The organism is Acinetobacter sp. A47, from assembly GCF_000805455.1.
In the GTDB taxonomy this organism is placed as follows: domain Bacteria; phylum Pseudomonadota; class Gammaproteobacteria; order Pseudomonadales; family Moraxellaceae; genus Acinetobacter.
Window position 1 is genome coordinate 103206 of the sequence record NZ_JSUS01000049.1, and the last position, 21223, is coordinate 124428.

The following is a 21223-nucleotide window of genomic DNA, read 5'->3' on the forward strand; positions in this document are numbered from 1 at the left end:
TTAGGCGTAATGGCACATAAGGTTAAATCCTGAAAAAATGGTCAAGTTATGCTGGCTATAAACATGCTAGTTTATCTGCCAGTCTGTTCTGGTGTAGGTCACTGAATGGAACAGGATTCGCTCTGGAAGCATGGTGGGAGGGGGTGTCTAAAGGACAATGACACCTTGGGAGCATTCAAGACCGATAAAAGGAAAGCCCGGATATGTCCAAATATATTGTAGTCAGGCAAGATTTTAATGCATCAATAGAACTGGTTTTTCCTGTTTTTTGCAAGCATCGCATATTTAACACACTGTTGTGGCCACTTCATTCGGTGGTGATCCGCAATTCTCAAGATCCGCATAATCGTGATGGCATTGGTTCAGTCAGGCATATGGGAATAGGACCTTTCAAGTTTATTCAGGAAGAAGTCACTCAAATCGTTCCGAACCACATGATTGAGTATCAAATGTTAAGTAACGCTATATTTCCTTTTCATTTGGGACGTCTGGAGTTTGAGGCACGGGACGGGCGCACCTCCTTGAGCTATAGCATCTGGTTAGATAGTCACATTCCCTTACTCTCAACGCTGGTATTAAGCCAGTTGAGATGGTCTGTCACCCGAGGACTCAGAAAGGTCGCCCGACACATTGAGCGATCACGGCATCAACCCGGATTTATCTAGCCAGAATAGCTGGAGCGGCTGTATTTACACGGAAGACAATGCAGAGGACGGCCCCGGATAGCTGTTCAGGTGAGCAGGCAAGACAGCAAGGTCAACCATCAAATAATTATTTGCAGGAGAAAAACAATGGATTTAAGCAATAAGACAATCCTGATTACAGGTGCTTCAAGCGGGATTGGAGAACAGGCAGCCATTCAGCTTGCACAAGCAGGCGCCAAGGTTTGTCTTATTGCACGTCGTGCTGAAGAATTACAACGTATTCAAAAGGCGATTAAGGAACAAGCTGGGCAGGCCTTTATTTATCCGGCAGATATTACTGACCCTGGGCAGTTAAAAGCCTGCGTCACATTGATTTTAGCCGAGCATAAAAAGATTGATGTGCTGGTCAATAATGCAGCCCGATCTATCCGTCGTCCGATTGTTGAGTCGCTAGACCGTTTACATGATTATGAACGTACCATGCAGATCAATTATTTTGCTGCGGTGAATATGACCCTGCATGTATTACCTCATTTTCTGGAAAATGGTGCAGGACATGTTGTCAATATTTCGACCATGTCTACGCAAGTTCCCATTCCTTTATTTTCGGCCTATCTGGCCAGTAAATCAGCACTGGAGTCTTTTTCCCGTTCTTTATCGATGGAGCTGAAAGATCAGGGGATTGATGTCAGCATTGTGTATTTTCCGATGGTCAGAACCCCGATGTCATCAAAAACAGCCATTTATAAGCATATGAAAATGCTGGATACCCCAACGGCAGCCGGATGGATCGTCAAGGCCATAGAAGAAAAATCTTATCGGGTGAGCAGTAAAGCGGGACTGGTGGCCAATGCGTTACTGAATACCGCACCAACATGGGTAATGAACCTATCCCGACCATTATTCCAGTTTATGGATAAACGTTTAAAAAACAAATTAGAAGCGGATCTTTAAGCCAGAACCAGAACCTGGCAATTCAGAGTTAAAAGAAAAGCAGCGAAAGCTGCTTTTTATATTAGTAGATAAATTTGGAAATCTTGTCTGCGGTCTGAATGACCGCTTCGGCAACCTCATGTCTAAAATAATGTTCATCATAACTGCCAAGCGGACAGCTGACCGATAAGACAGCAGCCATTTTATGAGTGGACTGTTTATAAATCGGGGCGGCACAGGCTGCCATATCATGATTGTAATGTCCCCAGCTCACCATGGAGCGCTGGGTCTTCACAAAGCTTAAACGCTGTAATAGTTCCTTGAGGTTTTTGGGAGTGAGTTCAGAGAAGGTTTCCCACTGGTTAAAGCCTTTGTAGCGTTCCTTGATTTCCGCTTCGTTTAAATCGGCCAGTAGCATTTGACCAATCACGGTGGCATGGGCGGGCCAGCGTGTACCCAAACCAATATTGCTGGTAAAGGTTCCGTTGGACTGGATGTTATTGATAAAGACAATATGCGTTCCTTCCAGAATCGAGAGGTGAACAGCGAGCTGGGTCTGGTCACGTAACTCTTTCATTAACGGCGTGGCCAGATCCAGTAAGGATTGTCTGGATAAACTGTTAAAGCCGAGCTCCATCACTTTTGAGTCAAGGGCATAGGTTTTTTGTGAAGCCTTGCGTAAAAAGCCGCAAGACTCAAGTGTGTAAACCAGACGAAAGGCACTGGAACGGTTAACATCCAGAATTTCAGCAATTTCTGTAATTGTCATTTCTTGGGTTTGCTGGTTAAAAGCTTGCAAGATTGCCAAACCACGGACTAAGCCAGGGACTAAATAGCGTTCCTCATTTTTTATTGCATCAGATTCTTGAGAGTCTGTTTCAATGGTTGAATTCATCTGTTCAATTTTCCTGTCAAAAATCGCAAATCAGTATATTTCATTTTCTTGCAAATCTATTGTAACTGCAAATCAGCAGACAAAATAATTTTTATATGTAAAACAAAAGTTTTTTAGTAAAACGTAAAAGAATGTGTAATAAATATCAAATGCATGAATTTTATCAATTTATTTAGTTTGACATAAATTTAAACATAGGAGTATTCTGTATTAAAGTTTGTTATATCAAATAATGTTTTATATATAAAACAAATGAGGATGCAAGGATGAGTTGGATCTCAGTTTGTCAGCAAGACGACATCACCGAAGACGAGCCGAAAGCCATTGAAGTCGACGGTAAGAAAATTGGCGTATTTTTTATCGATGACCATTATTTCGCGATCGAGAATGTTTGCCCCCATGCTTTTGCTTTATTAACCGAAGGCTTTATTGAAGACCGGACCGTGGAATGTCCATTGCATGAGGCGATCTTTGATATTCAGACCGGTGAGTTGCAAAGTGGTCCGGGCTGCCGTGATTTGTGCACTTATCCGGTACGCGTGGAAGGGCAGGATATTCAGATTCAATTATAAGTTTTAATTTTAAGGATGGAATCTCATGAAAACTTTTAATGAAAAGCTGGCGAACTGGATTCATGCCACGCCGGCAACCGAAGCAGGGATAAACAATATCCAGATCCCGGGGCAGGCAGAGCTGCTGGTGTGGCAAACACGTTATAAAGAACCAACCGTCTATGAACAGGATTTTGTTCAGCATCTCATTCAGGCTTTCTCTACAGGTGTCACAGAGCTTGGCGATCTGGTGCAGTCTTTAAACCAGCAAGGTTTCCGCTGTGAATCGGGCGAACTTTGGACTTCTGAAAAGTTCTCAGAAGAAATGCAACGTTTAGGTTATTAATTCAGGGACGAAAGTAATGAACGCAGCAGTATCAGTAACGCCGAGTGTAGAAGAATATTTGGATTTAGGTTTACGTGACCAGTGGCATCCGGTGCTGGCCAGCTGGGAAGTGGCCGCGAACCCGGTAGGCATTACCCGTTTAGGTGAAAATATCGTGGTCTGGCGTGATGCAGAAGGTCAGGTTCATGCGCTGGAAGATCGCTGCCCGCACCGTGGTGCACGCCTTTCTTTAGGCTGGAATCTGGGCAATCGTGTGGCTTGCTGGTATCACGGGGTTGAAGTCCGCCATGATGGTGTGGTGGAAGATGTACCGGCAGTGCATGAATGCCCGATGAAAGGCACCTCATGTGTCAAAAGCTATCCGGTCATTGAACAGCATGGTGCAATTTTCCTGTGGTTCGGCATTGAGGTCAATGAAGCGCCGAAGCCGTTGGATTTTCCGGAACAACTGGCAAGCGAAGAATGGAGTTCATTCTTGTGTCAGGCGGACTGGAAGGTGAATCATCAATATGCGATTGATAATGTGATGGACCCGATGCACGGTAGTTATCTGCATTGCACCTCACACTCGATGGCTGAAGGTGACCGTACTGCGGAAATGAAACATCGTTCAACCGAGCATGGCTTTGTATTTGAAAAAGAAGGTCAGGTGGGTGTCAATTTTGACTGGGTGGAATATGCCAACACAGGTGCAAGCTGGTTACGTCTTTCCATCCCGTATCGTAAAGACTTTGGTCCAGGTGGCGAGTTCTGGATTGTCGGTTATGCCACCCCGATTGATGCCAACAATACCCGTGTATTTTTCTGGCGCTGCCGTAAAGTCAGTGGCTGGCAACGCAATGTCTGGCGCTTCCTTTACCGCAACCATCTGGAAAAATTGCACTGGGATGTACTGGAGCAGGATCGCATCATTTTAGAAAATCTTGCACCGAATGCCCGCCAACACGAATTCCTATATCAACATGATGTCGGTCTGTCCCGTTTACGCCGTTTAATGAAAAAAGAAGCGGAAAAACAGCTCAAGAAAATTGCAGCATTGAATACGTCGAACCGTATTGAAATGCAGGAAGAAGTTCATGGTTAATGTCGCATTGTTGCAGGACAAAAAAGTCCTTGTCACAGGTGCGGCAAGAGGCTTGGGCCGGGACTTTGCACAAGCCATCGCAGAAGCAGGTGCACAAGTGGTCATGGCGGATATCTTGACCGACCTGGCGCAACACGAAGCCGCTGCTTTGCAAGCACAAGGCTTAAAGGTGAAGGCGGTAAGCATTGATCTGGCCGATGCCGACTCGATTGAACAGGCCGTTCAGCAAGCGGCAGAGCATTTAGGTGGTATGGATGGTCTGGTCAATTGTGCTGCACTGGCAACCAATGTCGGTGGTAAAAGCATGATGGAATATGACCCTGATCTCTGGGATCGGGTCATGAACATCAATGTCAAAGGGACATGGTTAGTGACCAAGGCGGCGGTGCCTTATCTGAAACAGTCCAGCGCTGGCAAGATCATTAATGTGGCTTCGGATACCGCTTTATGGGGCGCTCCCAACCTCATGGCCTATGTGGCCAGCAAAGGTGCATTAACTGCAATGACCCGTTCCATGGCCAGAGAGCTTGGAGCATTCAATATCTGTATCAACACGCTTTCACCCGGACTGACTTTGGTCGAAGCCACCGCTTATGTGCCGCAAGAACGACATGATTTATATGTCAATGGTCGTGCGATTCAACGCCAGCAATTACCACAGGATTTGAACGGAACAGCCCTTTATTTACTGTCAGATTTGTCCTCGTTTGTGACGGGGCAGAATATTCCGGTAAATGGCGGTTTTGTCTTTAATTAAGGAGTCATCTCATGATTACAGGGATTGAGATATTAAAGTTTGGCGTTGAGGATAGAGCTGCCTCGAATAAGTTTCTGGCCGATTTTGGCCTGCAATGTCAGCCATCAGATATTGAGGGAGCTGATCTTTACCAGACCCAAAATGGCAGCAAGATTTATTTATTTGATTGTGATGACCAGCGTTTACCAAAAGCCATTGAGGCAGGTTCAACTTTACGTGAAGTGACTTGGGGGCTAGATGATACTGATCAGGATTTGGCAAATTTAGCCTCGGCTTTAAAGGATGTAGACGGCTATCAGGCGACTGCGGAGATGGTGCAATGCATCGATCCGAATGGTATGACCATCCGTTTCCAGCAAAGCTTTACCCAAGATTTACCGGCTTTAAAAACCGAAGGCATTAACCAGTACGGCAACGTGCAACGTGTCAATGCCGCCAGCCCTGTCTATGATAAGGGACAGCCAGTCGCGATTGGGCATGTGGTGTTTTTCACACCTGATCTGGCAAAGACAGAACAGTTCTATATCGAAAAGCTGGGTTTCTTTCTGTCGGATGCTTATCGCAATCGTGGGGCATTCTTACGCTGTCGCGGTAAGGGTTTCCATCATGACCTGTTCCTGCTTTCGATTCCAAATAAACCTGCCGGCCTCAACCATGTGGCATTTGTGGTACGGGATATTCATGAGGTGATTGGTGGCGGATTGCACATGAACCGTTCTGACTGGTCGACTTTCATTGGTCCGGGACGTCATCCGATTTCTTCGGCTTATTTCTGGTATGTCAATTCACCGCTTGGTGGGGCATTTGAGTATTACACCAATGATGACTACCTGACTGAAGAATGGCAGCCGCGTGTAGAAGAACATCGTCTGGAGTTATTCACTGAATGGGCAATTGAAGGTGGCCTCGATGATCATACCCGTCGTCAGGTCAAACCTGCATAAATAACAGTTCAGGCAGGGAGAGCAAGTCATGGAAAGAATCGTTATTGTGGGAGCGGGACAGGCAGCCGGTTGGGCTGTCAGCACCCTGCGCCAGCATGGATACTCAGGTGAAATACATGTGGTCTCCAATGAAGACCGTGTGTTTTATGAACGCCCACCATTATCAAAGCAGGTGCTTTCAAAAGAAGCGACTTATGAAAGCTTGCATCTGTTTTCTCCAGAGCAGGTACAGGATTTTAATATTCAATGGCACAAGCCAGCACTTGCTACACAGGTCGATCGCCAGCAGAAGCAGGTGATTCTGGAAAATGGTCAGGTTTTACCCTATGACAAATTGTTGATTGCCACAGGCAGTCGTGCGCGTGTGCCGGTAAACACGTGGCAGTTTATTCCGAATGTAGTGACGTTACGTAATGTTCAGGATTGTGAGCGCTTGTCCGGAATCTTGCAGCATTCACAGAAACTGGCTGTCATTGGTGGTGGCTGGATTGGTCTGGAAATTGCTGCGACCGCACGTAAACAGGGGAAGGACGTTCATATTTTTGAATATGGCGAGCGTCTGTGTGCACGGAGTGTCAGCCCCGATGTCTCGGATTTTCTGAAAAATCTGCATGAGCAGCAAGGTACCCGGATTCATTTAAACAGTAAAAACCTGCATTTGATTGAAGCCGGCCAGCAAAAAGTTGAGGTGGTGAATCATCCGGATGCAAGTGAGCTGTTCGATTGTGTGGTGGTCGGTGCCGGTGCGGAGATTGCCAAGGAGTTGGGCGTGAGTGCAGGTCTGGACGTCAAGGATGGCATTGTAGTGAATGGCTTTGGGCAGACATCTGACCAGGATATTTATGCCGCAGGTGATGTTGCAATTCATCCCGGGCTTGGTTATTGCATCCAGTCCTGGGCCAATGCACAGAACCAGGCGATTGCCGCAGCAAAATCAATGCTGGGGATTGCAACCGAATATAGCGATATTCCTTGGCTCTGGTCAGATCAGTATCACTGCAATATTCAGATCTTAGGTACCTATCAGGCTGAAAAAACCGGGCAGATTGTGGTTCGCAAAAGCGCAGAGGATCAATGCAGTTATCTGTATCTGGATGATCAGAACCGTTTGTTGAACATGATCGCCATCAATGATTCAAAACTGGTCAAACTGGCAAAGCGCTGGATGCAGTCAAATACCGTGTTAGACCCAGACTTATTGGCAGACCCTGAATTTAATGTAATGAAATTAAAACCATAAACCTTCGGGACTGTTGACCTTTCAGCCATCGCAAGTATTTGTGAAATATCAACAGCCCCAGATCCGGTTCATGACTCAATCGAAGGAATGAAGTATGAGTAATGAAGAGAAAAGTGGATTAAAGCACTGGGTTCCTGCTTTTGTCCTGATGGTATGTGTCGTACTGGCATTCTTCGACAAAATCAGTATTGCCGTATTATTTGCAGATCCACACTTTCAAGGTGCCATGGGCATTGCACAAGACAAGGCCAAGCTTGGATGGCTGATGACCAGTTTCTTGCTGGCTTATGGTTTTTCATCGGTATTTCTAAGCTTTCTCGGCGATATTTTTAATCCGAAGAAAATGCTGTTCTGGAGTGTCGCATCGTGGGGCATCCTGATGTTCTGCATGGGCTTTACCACCAACTACACGGGCATGTTGATTTTACGGGTATTACTCGGTCTCGCTGAAGGCCCTTTGTTTGCGCTGGCTTATGCCATCGTGAAACAGACCTATACCGATCGCCAACAGGCCCGCGCTTCAACCATGTTCCTGCTAGGAACTCCGGTTGGTGCATTTCTGGGTTTTCCCATTACCGCAGCCGTGCTGGCAAAACATGACTGGCATACAACCTTTTTTGTCATGGCCGGCCTGACCGTGATTGCACTGCTGGCGATTGTTTTTGGTTTACGCCATCTGAAACTCAAGAAAACCATTGAGCTGGAGTCAACCAGCAAACGGGTCAATTTTAAAGGGCATGTTCACAACACCAGGCTGTTACTGCAGAACCGTGCATTCTGGCTGGTCTGTATTTTCAATATTGCCTTGATGACTTATTTGTGGGGGCTCAACAGTTGGGTACCGTCCTACCTGATTCAGGACAAGGGCTTTAACCTGAAAGAATTTGGTGCTTATTCAAGTCTGCCGTTTATTGCCATGCTGGTGGGCGAAGTGATTGGAGCTTTCCTTTCCGACAAACTGGGCCGCCGTGCCATTCAGGTCTCTAGCGGGCTATTGGTCGCAGGCATCTTTATGTATGTCATGGTCATTATGACTGACCCGATTTTAGTCATCGCGGCCATGTCTTTAAGTGCAATGGCGTGGGGCTTTGGTGTCGCAGCTGTATTCGCCTTGCTGGCCCGTGTCACCACTGCCGATGTCGGTGCAACTGCGGGTGGAATTTTCAACGGAATGGGCAACTTTGCCAGTGCCATTGCACCTGTTCTGATCGGTTATATCGTGATGCAAACCCACAGTTTTAATCTGGGAATTACCTTTTTGGCAGCTGTGGCTGTGATCGGGTCATTCTTCTTGCTTCCGTTATTAAAACGTTATTAATCAAACTATTCATCAAAGAACCTAGGAGTTAAAACATGACAACTCAACAATTTGAATCATGGAAACAACCTGAAGGTACGAGTTTAGAAGACTGGTTAAACACTCGTATCGCACGCTTTGAAACCCGTAAATATGATTTTGATGCCCTGAAATTTCAGGCCGATTACGACCCGAAATATCGTCGTGCACAAATGCGTTATATGGGCACAGGAGCAACTGGTGTCGTCAATGATGGCAACACGGTTCCGGCCGAAAACTTTACCTTCTCCACCATGGTGCTTCCAGCACAGTGCGAAGGGCCTTTGCACATTCATCACGATGTGGAAGAAGTGTTTTTCATGTTACGTGGTGAAATTGACCTGTTTATTGAACATAACGGCGAAAAATTTGAAACCCGGTTAAAAGAGCGTGACCTGATTTCAATTCCACCGGGAATTTACCGCGGCCTGTTCAATCCGGGTCAGGAAGATGCCTTGATGTGTGTGATGTTGGGGACAGGCAAACCGACCATTCCAAACTATCCACCTGAGCATCCATTGTCTCAGATTAAACGTTAATCCGATTGATTTCATAAAGTTGAAGGAATGACATGATGACCCTGACTGAGCGCTTAACTCACTATTCCGTTAAAACCGTTGTCGTCAATGGTGCTGTGCAAGCCTATCGTGAGGCAGGCCAAGGCCAGCCGCTGATTTTGCTACATGGGATTAGCTCGGGTTCAGCATCCTGGATCAAGCAGCTGGAGACACTTGGTCAGCATTTTCATGTCATTGCCTGGGATGCACCGGGTTATGGCTTATCCGATGGCTTAAGCACAGATCAGCCCAATGCAAGCGATTATGCAGTACGGGTATTGGCGTTGATGGATGCGCTGAACATTGAAAAAGCCATGCTGATTGGCCATTCGCTGGGTGCCTTACAGGCCAGTGCGGTTGCCCATCTTTATCCTGAACGGGTACAGACCTTGGTGCTTGCCAATGCAGCACAAGGCTATCAACGTTCCGATGAAGATACCAAGGCACAGATCTATCAAAAACGCCCGAATATGTTGAAAACCCTGGGCAATGCGGGCATGGCAGCCAGTCGTGGACCGCATCTGGTTTATAAACAGGAACCTCAGGCACTGGCGTTGGTTAGTGAAGTGATGGAGCAACTGACATTAGACGGTTTTACCCGGGCATCTTATTTGCTGGCCTATGACGAAATTCGAAATTATTTAACAGGAATGACGGTTCCTTGCGTGGTGATTGCAGGTGACAAGGATGAAATTACGCCTGCGCAAGCGATCAGGGAACTGGCTGTAGAAATGCAATTGAGCCGATGTCATCTCATTACAGATGCAGGTCATCTGAGTTATGTCGATCAACCTGAGCAGTTCAACGACATTGTTTTATCGGCCTATTAAGACTTAAACGAGAGATATGGATATGAGCTTCCAAGTTGAAGGAAAAGTAGCAGTTGTCACAGGTGGCTCGTCAGGCATTGGTTTGGCTGCAGTCGAAATTTTGGTTGCAGAAGGCGCCAAGGTGGCGTGGTGTGGTCGCGATGAGCAGCGTCTGGCGACATCAAAACACTATATTTTAGAAAAATATCCGCATGCCAACATTTTCACCAGCGCATGCAATGTTTTGGATAAACAAGATGTGGAACGCTTTGCCCAGCAGGTCAATCAGCAGCTGGGTAATGTCGACATGCTGATCAATAACGCAGGTCAGGGCCGTGTATCTAATTTTGAAAATACTCAAGACGAAGACTGGATGAAGGAAATTGAACTGAAGTATTTCAGTGTGTTGCATCCTGTGCGGGCATTTCTGGAAGATTTAAAAAAGTCGGCTTGCGGGTCGATTACCAATGTCAATTCTTTGCTGGCCCTGCAACCTGAACCACACATGATTGCCACTTCATCTGCACGTGCGGCATTGCTGAACCTGACCCATTCACTGGCGCATGAATTTACCCAGTACGGCATCCGGGTCAACTCAATCCTGTTGGGCATGGTGGAATCGGCCCAGTGGAAACGCCGTTTTGAAACCCGTTCAGACCTCAATGCAACATGGGAGCAGTGGACTGGCAATATTGCCAAAAACCGTGGTATTCCAATGCAACGTCTAGGCAAGCCGGAAGAACCGGCACGTGCGCTGGTATTTCTGGCATCGCCTTTAGCTTCCTATACCACAGGTTCGGCCTTGGATGTTTCTGGTGGCTTTAACAAGCATTTATAAGGTGGTCACATGAAGCAGTTAATGATGATCGGTTTTGGCGCCATGGCAGCAGAAGTGTATGCGCATATGCCCCAAGACCTGCAACTTAAATGGATTGTGGTTCCTGCACGCAGTATAGACAAAGTACGGGCACAGGTTGCGGCTGATGTACAGGTCATTTCTTCAATTGATCAATGTCAGGGTACACCGGACTATGTGATTGAAGTGGCGGGTCAGGCAGCGGTGAAAGAACATGCGCAAAAAGTGCTGGAAAAAGGCTGGACCATTGGGCTGATTTCAGTGGGCACTCTGGCCGATAACGAGTTTTTAACTCAACTGAAAAACACGGCAGAACAACACGATGCGCATCTGCATTTATTGGCCGGTGCAATTGCAGGGATCGATGGCATCTCGGCAGCCAAAGAAGGCGGTCTGGAAAAGGTCACTTACAAGGGCTGTAAGAGTCCGAAAAGCTGGCGTGGCAGCTATGCAGAACAGCTGGTCGATCTTGATCAGGTCAGCGAAGCAACGGTTTTTTTTCGTGGCACTGCCAGAGAAGCTGCCTTGAAGTTTCCAGCCAATGCCAATGTGGCCGCCACGATTGCACTGGCAGGACTGGGCATGGATGACACCCTGGTAGAGCTGACAGTTGATCCAAACAGCAACAAAAACAAACACACCATTGTGGCAGAAGGCGTGTTTGGTGAAATGACCATTGAACTGGTCGGTGTGCCATTGGCGAGTAATCCCAAAACCTCGACCTTGGCTGCATTAAGTGTAATTCGCGCTTGCCGCAACAGTGTTGAAGCAATTCAGATTTAAAGGATGTGATCATGGTCAAGGAAATTTATATCGCAGGTGAATGGCGATTAGGTAAAGGCGCTACGATTCAAAGTTTATTTCCAGCAGATCAGTCAGTGAATGCTGAAATTTCAACGGCGAGTCTGGACGATGTCAATGAAGCCATTGAAAAGGCAGATGCGGCTTGGCGTAAGGCCGAATGGCGCAATAGCATGCCGCATGAACGTGCCCGTATTTTATATAAAGTGGCCGACATTATTGAAGCGCGTGTCGATGAACTTTCAAAGCTGCAAACCCGCGATAATGGCAAGCCGCTGGCTGAAACCCGTGCCTTGACTTTAAGTGCGGCGGCAACAGCACGCTATGTGGCTGCAGCCTGCGAAACCTTAAATGATGAGCTGACCACGCAACGTGCCGCAGATTTCATGACCATGAGCGTGCATGAACCTGTGGGCGTGGTGGCTGCAATTACCCCGTGGAACTCGCCGATCGCCAGTGAAGTGCAGAAACTGGCACCTGCACTTGCCGGCGGTAATGCCGTGATTCTAAAACCTGCGGAAGTGACTTCATTAATCGCATTGGAACTCGCCAAAATCTTTGAAGAAGCAGGACTACCGAAAGGTTTGCTCAGTGTACTGGTCGGACGTGGTTCGGTGATTGGGGATGCAATCGTAAAGCATCCTCTGGTACGTAAAATTTCATTTACCGGTGGCACCACCACGGGGCGACATCTGGCACATTTAGCAGCTGATAAACTGATCACCACCTCTTTGGAGTTGGGTGGAAAATCACCCACCATCGTTTTGCCAGATGCAGATATTGAACTGGCAGCCAAGGGTGTGGCTTACGGTATTTTCAGTTCGGCTGGACAAGCCTGTATTGCAGGTTCACGTTTATTTGTACACAGCAGCATCTATGATCAGTTCCTTAATCGTCTGGTCGAGATCACCAAAGGCTTACGGGTGGGGCATCCGGAAACCGCAGGCGTACACCTTGGCTCGTTGATTAATCCGAAACATCTGGCCTCTGTCGATGCTTACGTACAGCTTGCGAAACAAGAAGGTGGTCAAGTGCTGGTCGGTGGTCATGCCTTGACCGAAGGTGAGTTTGCCAAAGGCAGTTATTACTTGCCTACCATCATTACCGGTTTAAGCAATTCAGCACAGACCTGTCAGGAAGAGATTTTCGGTCCGGTACTGGTCGTTATGAAATATGACGATGAACAAGATTTGCTGGCACAAGCCAATGACAGCTGTTTTGGCCTTGCTGCAGGCATCTGGACTGAAAACTATCGTAAGGCATGGCAGATTGCCCGTGCTTTAGAAGTGGGTACGGTCTGGATCAATACCTATAAAAAATTCTCGATTTCAGCGCCATTTGGTGGCTTTAAAGAAAGCGGGATCGGGCGGGAAAAAGGCCGATTGGGCATTTTGTCTTATATGCAACAAAAAAGCATCTATATGGGATTAAGCGAGCAGCCAAATCCTTGGGCGAATTAATACATTCATGGAATGAACCGTTTTTTGAGGAATAACAAAATGACAGAACGTGTAAATGTCGGCGAAGCCATCGCCCGTGTTTTAGAAGCACATCAGGTAGACAGTATTTACGGGGTAATCTCGATCCATAACTTACCGATTGCCGATGCAGTGGGTCGTCGTGAAAAAATCCGTTTTGTGGCGGCACGCGGTGAAGCGGGTGCGGTTACGATGGCCGATGGTCACTCACGCTTTAAAGGACTGGGTGTGGCGCTCACCAGTACCGGTGCAGGTGCAGGCAATGCCGTCGGTTCACTGATTGAAGCGATGAATGCAGGCAGTCCGGTGCTGCATTTAACCGGACAGGTAGAGCGTGAATATCTGGATCGTGATGCCAGCTTTATTCATGAAACCAAAGATCAGCTGACTTTCTTGCGTGCATCTAGCAAAGCAGCATTTCGTATCACTAGTCCTGACAATGCAGTGGGCGTGATTCGTGAAGCAATTCGTGTCGCCACGACAGTGCCGATGGGGCCAGTCAGTGTCGAGTTGCCGATTGATGTACAGGCAGCCGAAATTGATTTGCCGCTAAACTTGGGCCCGGTAAAAGCGCTGGAATTGCCACAGGCTGAGCAGGTGGAAGTTGACTTGATCGTCGATGAACTGAAGAAAGCCAAACGTCCAGTGTTCTGGATTGGTGGTGGAACGCTGAACAGTGTTGCAGAAGTTAAAGCCATTGCCGATCTTGGGATTCCGGTAGTGTCATCGACCCATGCACGTGGCGTATTGGCCGATGATCATCCGCGTAGCCTTGGTGCCTTCCATAACTCGGCTGGGGTTGAGCAGTTGCTTAAAGATGCTGATCTATTGGTGGTGGTCGGTTCTCGGTTACGCAGTAATGAAACCAAAACTTATTCGGTACAGTTCCCAGACAATATTATCCAGATTGATGCCAATCCTGTGGCACAGCAGCGTAATTACAAAGTTCGTAATTTCATTTGTGGTGATGCCAAAGATGTGTTGCAACGTGTCTTGACCGGTTTGCAAGGCGTATCCAAAGTTGACGCAGATTATGATGCAGCCGTGGTGCAGGCCAAACAGGCCGCGATTGATGCTTTACGCAAGCAGCTGGATCAATATGCCCTGATCTGTGATCACTTGCGTGCTGCATTGCCACAAGACGGTATTTTTGTACGCGACATTACCATGTCAGGCAGTACCTGGGGCAGCCGTTTATTTCCGGTACAAGCACCAAACCAGAATATTCATTCTCTAGCAGGTGCCATTGGTCTAGGTCTGGCCACGGCGATTGGTGCTTCGATTGCCAATCCTGACAAGAAAGTCATTGGCTTGGTCGGTGATGGCGGTTTGATGTTAGGCATCGGCGAAATCGCCACCATGGCGCAAGAAAAGACCAATATGGTGCTGATGATCATGAATGATGGCGGTTATGGCGTAATGCGCGGTATTCAAAATAACTACTTTGGTGGTCGCCAGTATTTTAATGAATTGCATACCCCGGACTATAAGGTTTTAGGCGAAGCCATGGGCGTGAAGAGCTGGAAAGTAGGCAGTGCGGATGAATTCAAGACCGTGATTCAGCAAGCGGTTGATTTTCAGGGACCAAGCGTAATTGAGCTGGATATGCATTCAATTGGGCCATTGAACTTCGCCGGGCCGCCACAGAAAAAACTGTACTAATCCCGCTGAGCATTGGCAGTCCGTGCTGATGTGAAGAGCGTTTTATGGGTAAATTTTTTTGCCCATAACGCAATAAAAACTATGTTTTATAGGCAAAACAAAAACAAGGCCAACAGGATGGTTGGGAAAAAAATGAAGGAAACACAAATGAAAAAGACAGTGATGGTCGCAATGCTTGCTGCATGTTATTTGGCTAGCAGTTCCCATGTATTTGCACAAAGCTCGGCGCTGGAATGGAACAGTGAAGATGGAACCGATTCGGTTAAACTCGGCGGGGTAGTCCGGCTGAACCAGCGTTATGAAAACTGGGAAGGGCCGAATGGCGGTTTTGGCAAGCTGTATTTTGATATTTTTAGGGTTGACCTGAAAGGCAAGTTTGATGATGCCTATTTTAATGCCAGTTACCTGTTTCAGGATCAGGAAAAGCGTTCGGTCGAGAAAGCCTACGTCGGCTATCACCTCGACCAGAACAACAGTATTGAAGCCGGTCTGGTGTACAAACCTTTTGCGATTTATCCTTATCCGCAAAATGGCTGGACTTACCATATTCCGTTTTTCCTGGGTTATGGCAATAATATCGCACCCGGGTTGAACTGGAATTTTAATAACAAGGACTGGGATATCAAACTGGGCTATTACCCGCAAATGCTGGATACCAGCTTGCGCTATTCACCAGAAAGTGCCACTTATGATGATTTGGCTGAAAATGCTTTCCCAACCCAAAAAGCCTATCAAAATGAAAAGCGCCATCAGTTTAATACCCGTATTGTACGTAAACTGGAAACTGAATTCGGTAAACAGGAATTTGGTGTGTCGGGGGCAATCGCACAGTTACATAACAAGACCACCGATAAAAATGGCCAGTATTATGCGGTCGGTCTGCATACCGATAATAATTACAAGCGATTTAACCTGCAAAGCTCGGTGATTCATTATCAATATGATGCCAAAAACCCGGATGGGGTGAGCAATGATGTGACCTTGATGGGCAATAATGGTTTTACGCCTGCCTATTTCATTGCGTCAGAAGCCACGGTGGCCAGCTTAAATCTGGCTTATACCATGCCGGTGCAGAATATGGGCAAACTCAAGGCCATCCGTTTCTATAATGACTATAGTTATATGGACAAGAAACGTGATGACTGGTCGGCTTCACAAATGAACACCACAGGAATGATGTTTATTGCATCGCCGTTTATGGTCTGGGCCGATTATACCTGGGGTAAAAACTCCAATATTATCGGCGGGGCCTCTAATGCCACCGGCTATACCTCAACGGTTTCGCCGTATAGTGACCAGTGGTTATACCGGATTAACCTGAATATTGGCTTTAGTTTCTAAACCCTCATATATAAATTCTTGAGAGGGGGGGATCATGGCGATGATTCACTCCTTTTGCTTTTTAAGCGTGGGTTAGGCAAGATGATTTTTTCGATAATCAGACGGAGACATATCTTCCCACTGTTTAAAGGCCCGGCTAAAAGCGCTTTGTTCGGTATATCCCAATAACATTGCGATTTCTGTGAGCGAAAGGGCTGAGCTGGTGAGATAGCTTTTTGCCAGCTCTAACCGGATGCTTTGCAGCAGGTCCCGGTACTGTAAATTATAATGATTCAGCTTGCGATAAAAGTTTCTTAACGACAGGTTCAGTTGTCTGGCAATGTTCTCCGCCGAAGGTTCACCGGTTTTAAGCATATTAACAATGAGCAGTTGCAAGTCTTTTAAGAAAGTGTCCGGATCTGGAATACTCTTGAGTAAGGCTTGTGCCTGCTGATCCAGAAGTTTTTTCAAGTGTGGATCGTGACTGGGTATGGGCAGATACAGGATTTCAAGTGGCAGCCATAGCCGCAATGCATCAGCATCAAAACTGACAGGACAGGCATAAACCTGCCTATAAGCTGTGATATCAACAGGAGCAGTTGCTGTAAACTCTATTTTTAATGCTCCAATATCCGGACGTTGCACGATTTTGCGCAGCGTGCTCAAGACCCCGGAAATCAGTACTTCATTAGAGTGTTGCGAGTTTTTATGGACAACCGGTGTCCAGCACATACAAAAACGGTCTTCTTTTTGTATTATTGAAAATGAGGCCGAGTTCTGTAACAGGGGTTGAAAATTTTTAAAACAGTTTATAAAGCTGAGCAGGGTCGGGCTGGAAAGAGCCAGATAGCCCAAAATATGGATATGGTACGGTTCAGCCAGCTCGCCAATAGCATGCCCGAAAACCGGTGTGGGATGTTGCTGATAAATTCCTTCTAACAATTCCCACCATATATGCAGTGGCATTCGCTGCTGATGGGCATAGCGTTGACTGAGCTGATTGAACTGCACATTTGTCCTGTTATTTTGCTGGAGATATTTTGCAATCAGCTCCAGAAGAACCGAGGGAATGCTTGCAGTTTCAGTCATTATTATTCAGCCCGTTTAAAGGTTACATCCTTTATTGCGATCGCGGCCCAGCAGCCTGATTCCATACATGGAGTACATGACAGATTCTAGCCGAATCCGGCGCAGGCCTGTTTATCATCACGGGACAGAATCATCCTGCGAAGTATGTTACTCCCCGGGATGGCTTTTTGACTGTTCAAAACGCCTGTTTAATACAGCCGTCATTTGTTGTAACAGCGTGGCAACCAGTCCATCCTGATTCCAGGCATAGATGGAGACAGCCATGGGATTTGCCTTCCCCAATGGCTGGTATACTTGTACCCGGTGGCCTTTGGTGGTTGCCACCGGAAGAAGCGAGATGCCCAAACCGGTTTCAACCCCTGTCAGGACACTGGCAAGGCTGTTACTGGTAAAGGCGATATACCAGTGTTGACGTTCGCGTTCGATTCGTTCAAACATCTCTTCACGGTACAGGCCACCTTGTGGGAATGTGACCAGTGGCACCGGATCTGGCCAGTTGCCCCCATATTCAATACTCTCAAACCACGCCATCTCTTCAGGGAATGTGGCATGATGATCGGCGCTGGCAATGGCTTCTTTAACAATCACCAGATCAAATTGTCCACTTCGATAGCCCTCCATCAGCTCACGGCTCAAGCCGGCAGTGACATCTAGCCGTATGCTACGGTGTTGTTGGCTAAATGCACTTAAAGCCAGTGCCATATCGGTACTCATAATATCTTCAGGCAGGCCGATATGAATCGGGATGGTGCCTGTCGGATCACCGAGTACGGTTTGTGCTTCTTGCTGCAGCGCAAGAATACGCCGGGCATAACTAATCAGATATTCACCTGCGGTGGTGAGCTGTAAGGGACGGGTATTGCGGTCGATCAGCGGTTTGCCCGTTGCCTGTTCCAGCCTTGCCAGTTGCTGGCTGACAGTGGATTGCGTCATATGCAAGCGTTCTGCCGCCAGAGTAAAACTTCCTGTCTCAATAATGGTGACAAAAGCGCGTAATAAGCGTGGATCAAGCATATGAATCACCCGTTGAATGGTGTTTTTTTTCCATTTATACATAAAAGAGCTATTCATTATATTAATACAGCCGATTAATTAATTTAATTTTTAAATGCAAGTGAATGCCGTTATGCTCAGGTCAGAAGCCAAATAGGCATTACAGGTATGTGCCCCTGTATGGTGTACTTTTGTCTGTATTCAGGCTTCAGGTCTTATAGGTGCATGGAGGAGTCAGATGAACAGGTTGTTGCGCCCCGCTATGTTTGTCATGGCCTTATCTGCATGTAGTGATACAAGCTCAGGAGGACGCATGCAAAATGATGCTTTACATCAGGCTGCTGCTCAAAATAATGTTGCCCGAATCGGACAACTGTTAACTAAAACCTCATCCCTCGATGCACGTGACTCATCAGGTGCAACCGCACTCATGATCGCGACACGTGCCAATCATATTCAGGCTGCCCGGGCCTTGATTGAAGCTGGAGCCGATGTCAATGCCAAAGATCATATTCAGGACAGTCCTTATCTCTATGCGGGTGCCAGAGGACATCTGGAGATCTTGCAAATGACCTTGCAACATGGTGCAGACCTGAACAGTACCAACCGTTATGGCGGTACGGCCCTGATACCTGCTGCTGAACGGGGACATGTAGAAACAGTAAAAACACTGATTGCAGCCGGTGTAAATGTTGATCATGTCAATAATCTGGGCTGGACGGCATTACTGGAAGCCATCATGCTGGGCAACGGTGACACGCGCTACCAGCACATCGTCGAACTGCTGATCAAGGCGGGTGCAAATGTCAATCTGGCTGATCGTGACGGAGTAACGCCTCTTGCCCATGCACAGGCGCGTGGTTACACAGCCATTGTCAACTCCTTATTAGCGGCTGGTGCAACATAAGGCTTAGGAGATATAAATGGATAAAAATACCGATTTTTTGCGTCAGGCTATTGAGCTTGCCTACCAGAATAGTGAAGCCGGTGGCCGCCCGTTCGGGGCCGTGATCGTCAAGGATGGTGAGGTGATTGCCACTGGTGTCAATCAGATCCTTAGCAGCAATGACCCCACAGCACATGCTGAATTACAGGCCATCCGTGCTGCCAGTCAACAGCTAAACTCTGCCAATTTAGCCGGCTGTACAGTTTTTGCCAGTGGACATCCATGCCCGATGTGTCTGGCTGCCATGCGTATGGCGGGTATTCAGACCGTGATTTATGCCTACTCAAATGAAGCCGCTGAACCTTTTGGCCTGTCTACAGCAGCAATTTATGCAGATCTGGCCAAACCCTTTGCAGAGCAGACCATGCAGATCAGGCATGTCCCGCTACGACTGGAGAATAGACCCGATTTGTATCCCTACTGGAAATCACAGGCCTGATCGATGATCACATCGTCCAACTCCCGTTTCATGCTGGTGATGACTGTGGCATTGGTCGGACTAAATCTGCGTCCCTTTATGACCAGCATCGGACCGCTGGTCAATCCCATCCGCTCAGGAACCGGGTTGAACCTGCAGGCTGTTGCATTATTGACCTTGGTACCGATGTTACTTATGGGAGTCATTGCATTTGCCGGACCGGCGATACAAAGTGTGCTTGGTGAACGGAAAACGATACTGTCTGCTTTAGCGATTATCTGTCTGGGGTGTGTGCTACGTTTTATTGTACCCAATGGCATATTCCTGATTTTGACTGCGGCCATTATTGGCTTAGGGGTGGCGATGGTACAGGCCAGCTTCCCAAGTATGATTAAACGAGAATTTGCCGATCATCTGGGGCCAATGATGGGGCTGTATTCAGCCATGCTGATGGGAGGCGGGGCACTTGGTGCCCTGATTGCACCTGTAGTGACTGGCATCAGCAGAGACTGGAAAACCGGCCTGTCGGTTTTTGCCCTGCCAGCAATCGCAGCATTTGCTTTGGCGGGTTATTTTCTCCCCCGGCCAGCGCTGGCCCGGTACCAGCTTCCAACTGTTGGGCTGTTGTTGAAACAGCGCCGTACCTGGTTATTGATTTGCTGTTTTGGACTGATTAATGGAGGCTATAGCTCGATCGTGGCATGGCTGGCGCCTGCCTATCAGGAGCTGGGCTGGAGTGCAACAGCGAGCGGTAATTTGATGGCTGTACTTACACTGAGTCAGGCAGCGGCTGCCTTGATTTTGCCTTATCTCTCGCGAAGCAATCAGGATCGCCGGATATGGATCGGCCTGACCCTTGTCATGCAATTACTGGGGTTTGCCGGACTGGCTTTTATACCTGAATATTTACCTTATCTATGGATGATGAGTTTAGGTGCAGGACTGGGTGGTTGTTTTGCCTTGCTGATGATTGTGGTGCTTGATCATCTGGACGATCCAGCCCATGCAGGTCAGCTTTCAGCCCTGATGCAGGGTGGCGGTTTTTTACTTGCCGCGATTGCACCCTGGTTACTTGCCGTATTTCACGGTCTCACAGGTGGTTATACCTTTGGCTGGATATGGCATATCGTGATGGTGATGCTGGTCAGCATACTGATCATCCGGCTGAACCCGACCCATTATTCAAAAGTAATCCGTTTAACATCACCCTAACTGAATGGCTCAACCAGTGGTCAAGAGATTCTGGTTGAGTGACCTGAAATATCAATCAACAGCAAGACGCTTAAAAATAAATAGAATGTGACAATTATGGTCACGTATAGACAGAACTGTATAGACATTCAATCGTTTTCTTGAGTAAAATAAAACAAATTTAATGAAATGTTCTATAAAAAGATGTTGAATAATATCTATCAAGCTTTGGACAGTTTAGGCATTACCGCACAAAAACGTGCCATTCATATTCAATTTTCAAATCAACATTTAAATTCTCAGGTTTTCCTGCAACGTATAGATGGCCAGCATGAGCTGAATGGCGGCTTTAAGGCCGAGCTGATCTGCCAAT

The 21223-nt window shown here is 47.2% G+C and carries 23 protein-coding genes; 20 read left to right on the plus strand and 3 right to left on the minus strand.

Annotation, left to right across the window (positions count from 1 at the left end):
• The first annotated feature begins 203 nt into the window (after window positions 1-203).
• Complete coding sequence (locus OC23_RS11890; protein WP_038345047.1) at window positions 204-665, plus strand: SRPBCC family protein; 462 nt, start codon at window positions 204-206, stop codon at window positions 663-665.
• Window positions 666-791: 126 nt separating this feature from the next.
• Complete coding sequence (locus tag OC23_RS11895; protein ID WP_038345049.1) at window positions 792-1598, plus strand: SDR family NAD(P)-dependent oxidoreductase; 807 nt, start codon at window positions 792-794, stop codon at window positions 1596-1598.
• A gap of 61 nt (window positions 1599-1659) precedes the next feature.
• On the opposite strand, the gene OC23_RS11900 is transcribed toward OC23_RS11895, so the two are convergent.
• Complete coding sequence (locus OC23_RS11900; protein ID WP_038345050.1) at window positions 1660-2472, minus strand: IclR family transcriptional regulator; 813 nt, start codon at window positions 2470-2472, stop codon at window positions 1660-1662.
• Between the two features lie 266 nt (window positions 2473-2738).
• Here OC23_RS11900 and OC23_RS11905 point away from each other — a divergent pair, with 266 nt between their 5' ends.
• From OC23_RS11905 to OC23_RS11970, 14 genes are all read left to right on the plus strand, one after another.
• Window positions 2739-3044 (plus strand): non-heme iron oxygenase ferredoxin subunit, encoded by a 306-nt coding sequence (locus OC23_RS11905; protein WP_038345051.1) that lies wholly within the window; start codon window positions 2739-2741, stop codon window positions 3042-3044.
• A gap of 25 nt (window positions 3045-3069) precedes the next feature.
• The gene (locus OC23_RS11910) at window positions 3070-3369 is read left to right on the plus strand and encodes a recombinase-like helix-turn-helix domain-containing protein (RefSeq protein ID WP_038345052.1); all 300 of its coding nucleotides are present in this window, start codon (window positions 3070-3072) and stop codon (window positions 3367-3369) included.
• A 16-nt stretch (window positions 3370-3385) separates the two neighbouring features.
• Window positions 3386-4453: an aromatic ring-hydroxylating oxygenase subunit alpha gene (locus OC23_RS11915; RefSeq protein ID WP_038345053.1), complete on the plus strand. Its 1068-nt coding sequence runs from the start codon at window positions 3386-3388 to the stop codon at window positions 4451-4453.
• Window positions 4446-5210, plus strand: a complete 765-nt coding sequence (locus OC23_RS11920) for an SDR family oxidoreductase (RefSeq protein WP_038345054.1) — start codon at window positions 4446-4448, stop codon at window positions 5208-5210. The genes OC23_RS11915 and OC23_RS11920 overlap by 8 nt, the downstream gene beginning before the upstream one ends.
• 11 nt (window positions 5211-5221) lie before the next feature.
• On the plus strand, window positions 5222-6154 hold the full coding sequence (locus OC23_RS11925; RefSeq protein WP_038345055.1) for a VOC family protein: 933 nt from the start codon (window positions 5222-5224) through the stop codon (window positions 6152-6154).
• A 28-nt stretch (window positions 6155-6182) separates the two neighbouring features.
• On the plus strand, window positions 6183-7394 hold the full coding sequence (locus OC23_RS11930) for an NAD(P)/FAD-dependent oxidoreductase (protein WP_038345057.1): 1212 nt from the start codon (window positions 6183-6185) through the stop codon (window positions 7392-7394).
• 94 nt (window positions 7395-7488) lie between these two features.
• Entirely contained in the window at window positions 7489-8712 is a 1224-nt protein-coding gene (locus tag OC23_RS11935) for an MFS transporter (RefSeq protein WP_038345058.1), read from the plus strand.
• Window positions 8713-8747: 35 nt separating this feature from the next.
• Window positions 8748-9269 carry a cupin domain-containing protein gene (locus tag OC23_RS11940; protein WP_038345059.1) on the plus strand — a complete coding sequence of 174 codons (522 nt, stop codon included), beginning with the start codon at window positions 8748-8750 and terminating at the stop codon, window positions 9267-9269.
• A gap of 32 nt (window positions 9270-9301) precedes the next feature.
• A complete protein-coding gene (locus tag OC23_RS11945) occupies window positions 9302-10117 on the plus strand; it encodes an alpha/beta fold hydrolase (protein WP_038345061.1) in 816 nt (271 codons plus the stop codon).
• Window positions 10118-10139: 22 nt separating this feature from the next.
• Window positions 10140-10934, plus strand: coding sequence for an SDR family oxidoreductase (locus OC23_RS11950; RefSeq protein ID WP_038345063.1), 795 nt, complete (start codon window positions 10140-10142; stop codon window positions 10932-10934).
• A gap of 9 nt (window positions 10935-10943) precedes the next feature.
• Window positions 10944-11735: an aspartate dehydrogenase gene (locus OC23_RS11955; RefSeq protein ID WP_038345064.1), complete on the plus strand. Its 792-nt coding sequence runs from the start codon at window positions 10944-10946 to the stop codon at window positions 11733-11735.
• A gap of 11 nt (window positions 11736-11746) precedes the next feature.
• A complete protein-coding gene (locus OC23_RS11960) occupies window positions 11747-13213 on the plus strand; it encodes an aldehyde dehydrogenase (protein ID WP_038345065.1) in 1467 nt (488 codons plus the stop codon).
• Between the two features lie 39 nt (window positions 13214-13252).
• The gene (locus tag OC23_RS11965) at window positions 13253-14893 is read left to right on the plus strand and encodes a thiamine pyrophosphate-binding protein (protein WP_038345067.1); all 1641 of its coding nucleotides are present in this window, start codon (window positions 13253-13255) and stop codon (window positions 14891-14893) included.
• 147 nt (window positions 14894-15040) lie between these two features.
• Window positions 15041-16234, plus strand: a complete 1194-nt coding sequence (locus OC23_RS11970) for a hypothetical protein (RefSeq protein WP_038345068.1) — start codon at window positions 15041-15043, stop codon at window positions 16232-16234.
• A 72-nt stretch (window positions 16235-16306) separates the two neighbouring features.
• Here OC23_RS11970 and OC23_RS11975 read toward each other — a convergent pair whose 3' ends face one another.
• Together OC23_RS11975 and OC23_RS11980 are read right to left on the minus strand one after the other, a co-directional pair.
• Entirely contained in the window at window positions 16307-17302 is a 996-nt protein-coding gene (locus OC23_RS11975) for an AraC family transcriptional regulator (RefSeq protein WP_038345069.1), read from the minus strand.
• Between the two features lie 147 nt (window positions 17303-17449).
• Window positions 17450-18316, minus strand: a complete 867-nt coding sequence (locus OC23_RS11980; RefSeq protein ID WP_038345085.1) for a LysR family transcriptional regulator — start codon at window positions 18314-18316, stop codon at window positions 17450-17452.
• Between the two features lie 250 nt (window positions 18317-18566).
• On the opposite strand from OC23_RS11980, the gene OC23_RS11985 reads away from it, so the two are divergent.
• The 4 genes from OC23_RS11985 to OC23_RS19660 form a co-directional block, all read left to right on the plus strand.
• Window positions 18567-19202: an ankyrin repeat domain-containing protein gene (locus tag OC23_RS11985; protein ID WP_264673653.1), complete on the plus strand. Its 636-nt coding sequence runs from the start codon at window positions 18567-18569 to the stop codon at window positions 19200-19202.
• A gap of 16 nt (window positions 19203-19218) precedes the next feature.
• On the plus strand, window positions 19219-19680 hold the full coding sequence (locus OC23_RS11990; protein ID WP_038345072.1) for a nucleoside deaminase: 462 nt from the start codon (window positions 19219-19221) through the stop codon (window positions 19678-19680).
• A 3-nt stretch (window positions 19681-19683) separates the two neighbouring features.
• Entirely contained in the window at window positions 19684-20871 is a 1188-nt protein-coding gene (locus OC23_RS11995; protein WP_038345073.1) for a cyanate transporter, read from the plus strand.
• Window positions 20872-21054: 183 nt separating this feature from the next.
• On the plus strand, window positions 21055-21223 hold a 169-nt coding region (locus OC23_RS19660), incomplete at its 3' end, for a hypothetical protein (protein WP_171194788.1).